Source organism: Nostoc sp. CHAB 5715, assembly GCF_020829685.1.
Taxonomy (GTDB): domain Bacteria; phylum Cyanobacteriota; class Cyanobacteriia; order Cyanobacteriales; family Nostocaceae; genus Nostoc.
Genome location: NZ_JAIVFR010000838.1, coordinates 1 through 3,393, shown reverse-complemented (window position 1 = coordinate 3,393; position 3,393 = coordinate 1). Strand labels below are relative to the sequence as shown.

General features: G+C 43.3%; 2 pseudogenes. One reads left to right on the top strand and one right to left on the bottom strand.

Annotated features, from left to right (window positions below):
* Positions 1-140 precede the first annotated feature (140 nt).
* Positions 141-653: pseudogene (locus tag LC574_RS39355) on the top strand (cytochrome c peroxidase); the annotation flags it as partial.
* Between the two features lie 1,514 nt (positions 654-2,167).
* On the opposite strand, the pseudogene LC574_RS32185 reads toward LC574_RS39355, so the two are convergent.
* Positions 2,168-3,393: pseudogene (locus LC574_RS32185) on the bottom strand (hypothetical protein); the annotation flags it as partial.

Below are 3,393 nucleotides of genomic sequence, written 5' to 3'. Positions count from 1 at the left end.
ATATGTAGAATAGTTTACCTACTTTACTGAATTTATTTATCGTATAATAGCGTTTTTGCTCACATAAAATTTGTAAATCGTGTAATTACTTTACATTAATATTACATTTGTAATTTTCTTCCAGATGTATAATTTTTTAGATGTTAATTTACTACAAAAAATCTATGGGGATCATACCCATAATAAGCTTAGTAGTCTTTATTACTGGCTTATCAATTTACTTGCTACTGACCTCAAGAGGTCGGTTTTTACTCAAATCTTTGGTGACAAAAATAAAACACCAAGAGTGGAGATTCAGGAATGACAAGCTTAATTACCTGAGATCAAGATTTTTAAAGACTATAACAATTGCTGCCATTATTATGGCAGCAGTAATAGCTGGAAATACTGTATCAGCCCAGGTTACAACGCCTCTAACTTCGCTCAAGAGCGTATCGGTTCCGCAGCCTGACAATCTTGGAGACTTCGTAAAAGACAAAGTAGCTGCAATCAAGTTAGGAAAAACTCTCTTTTGGGATATGCAGGTTGGGAGCGACGGACAGACCTCCTGTGCTAGTTGTCACTTCCATGCTGGAGCTGACAATAGATCCAAAAATCAGATTTCTCCTGGGCTTTTGCGGATTAACGCTAATGGTACTGTGAATCCAGATACAGTTTTTGATATAGGTGGTGCGCCAAACTACCAGCTTAAACCGGGAGATTTTCCCTTTCACAAGCTGTCAGACCCGAATGATCCTAAAACCGTTGTATCTGACCGAAATGATGTCAGTTCCTCTCAGGGCGTCTCCAATGCTAAGTTTGTTAATGTTAAACCTGGCAGCGCGGAAGACGAAGTAAAAACCGAGCTAGATCCGGTGTTTAATGTAGGAGGTACAAATGTGCGCCGCGTCCAGCCGCGTAACACCTCAACCGTGATTAATGCAGTATTCAACTTCCGCAACTTTTGGGATGGAAGAGCACAGAACATCTTTAATGGGGTGAATCCCTTTGGTTTAAGAGACCCTAACGCTTCTGTGGTAAAAGCAGAAAAGCCAAATCAACTCAAATTTGTCAAAATCAGAGTGAATAATTCGTCTTTGGCTTCTCAGGCGCTCGGGCCGCCACTCAGTTCCTTCGAGTTGTCAGCTGATGGTCGCACTTTTGAAGAAATTGGTGATAAGTTCGGGCGAATTGACAACAAAAAATCTCTCAGCATACTGCCGCTAGATAATCTAGATAATATTGCTGATACTCTAGTTGGGCCGCTACTGAGTTCCGTAGAAGAACTTACTGGTAATTTGACGCAAATTGGCAACAGCACGTCTCTCAGCACACTGCTGCAAAATGTTCTGTCAATTAGGGGTACAAAGCTCCCCAGAGTCTTGGGGCAAAAGTTATCTCGCCTCAGACCGCTAGGCAAACAGGTTGTGCATCCACAAGACAGCGTTTTAGGTGCAGACAGTAGATATCCTCGGCCCGGACTGAAGGATAAAACCTACGATCAGCTGATTAAAGATGCCTTTAAGCCGGAGTGGTGGAAGTCTAATCGACTCATCCAAGTTGATGCTAAAGGTAGACGCACTTTTGTCAACAGCCCTGATAACTCTTCCAAAACCGATGAGTACACGCTGTTGGAGTATAACTTCTCGCTGTTCTTTGGGCTTGCAATTCAGTTGTACGAGTCTACACTCATTGCCAACGATACGCCCTTTGATCGCTTTTTGGAAGGAAACACCACAGCCCTAACCAAGCAGCAGCAACTAGGTAAACAACTGTTTCAGGGCAAGGCTCTGTGTATTGGTTGCCACGCTGGATCAGAATTAACAGCTGCTTCAGTGAGCAGCGTGGCTAAAGACGGACGAATCAAACGTGCGCCATTCGGTGCAAGATCCCCTGAAGACACTGGCTTCTTCAATATCGGCGTTAGACCTGTTACGGACGACCCCGGTTTGGGTGGTAATGACCCTTTGCAGGGTGCTAATCCGCTTTCAGAGGCACGATTGGCTCAGTTAGGGAAATTTCAGCTTCTCCTGGGCGAAAACCCCCCCACGCTCAATCCACCGTTGAATTCTAGTGAAAAAGTGGTTGCAGACGGAGCTTTCAAAACGCCTGGACTTCGCAATATCGAACTCACTGCCCCCTACTTCCACAATGGAGGTCAAGCGACTTTAGAGCAAGTGATTGATTTTTACAGTCGGGGTGGTGACTTTGGAGGTCTTCCAATATTGAATCTGTCACCAGAAGAAAAACAGCAATTGGTCGCCTTTTTAAAAGGACTGACTGATGACCGAGTTAGGTACGAGAAAGCGCCTTTTGTTTCTCGGTAGCAAGCACAAAGCAATAAAAACACATTCAGTCCTACCGCAGCATTCACCTGCTCAACATTCACCGGGTTTTGCAATGCGTGAAAATGAGTCAAAGCTTTGTGGGCTATACCTTCATCCAACCAATAGCCTTGACAGTAAGCACGCCAGAAAGACAAAAGACGTTCAAACAAAACTTCAAAGGAAAACTTGTGCTTTTGCTCCTGGCGTAAAATTGCGTAGGCGCAGCCCGCCGCAGGCATCGCCAGTTCTTCAATTTCTTGGCTAAGTATCCCGTAACCTAGTAAATTGTAAATATGCTGGGCTACACCACTAGGAGAATCAATTACAAAGGTGAGTCTGCCATAAACCTCATTTTGGCACTGAGTCAGTAATTTCAACTCAGCAGTCACAGCCTCAGCACAAAGATATTCTCCTAACTTAATATGCGAAAATTCAATTAAACTAGTTTTTGTTGCGCTTTCTAAATCCCGAATTTTAAAATAAAATTCTGGTAGAGTATTAAATTCACCAGCCAAATTAATTTGCTGACGTTGTGAATGTAAAATTTTCAGAGCGATCGCTTGCATCTGCTCAAGTAAATCTTGGGGATGACGACTAGCGAGTAAATTAGCGATCGCTTCTGGAGTCCGGTGGATATGAGCCGATCCTGAGCGCAGTAGCATCGTTTTAATACCGCCAGTTAGTGGATAGCCCAACAACCATCGACTTAGGCGATGATAAATTTCCCATAACAGAGAAGACTTTGGGTTATTAGCAGCTGAGTGTAATAGTTCATCATCTAGCAGTCCGTCGCGGTGTAAAATGCCCAATAAATGCAGCATTAGGGGTTGACGCACAAAGGCAGAAAATTCTCTTAACTTTGATTGACTGGTAAATAAGCCTGTCTGTTTTAAGAATGTAAAGAAATTTTGAGCGATCGCCAACGATTGCACTTTTGTCCACTGCTGAAACCATTGTTTGAGTTCCTCGGCATCCAACGGCTGAATGATAATTCGCTTCAATGGCAACGGGATCTCTGGGGCAATTTCTTGTAATGTTGTTGATCGACTCGTTAAGAAAATTTTGTGTCGGTGCTGAGATTGAAAGT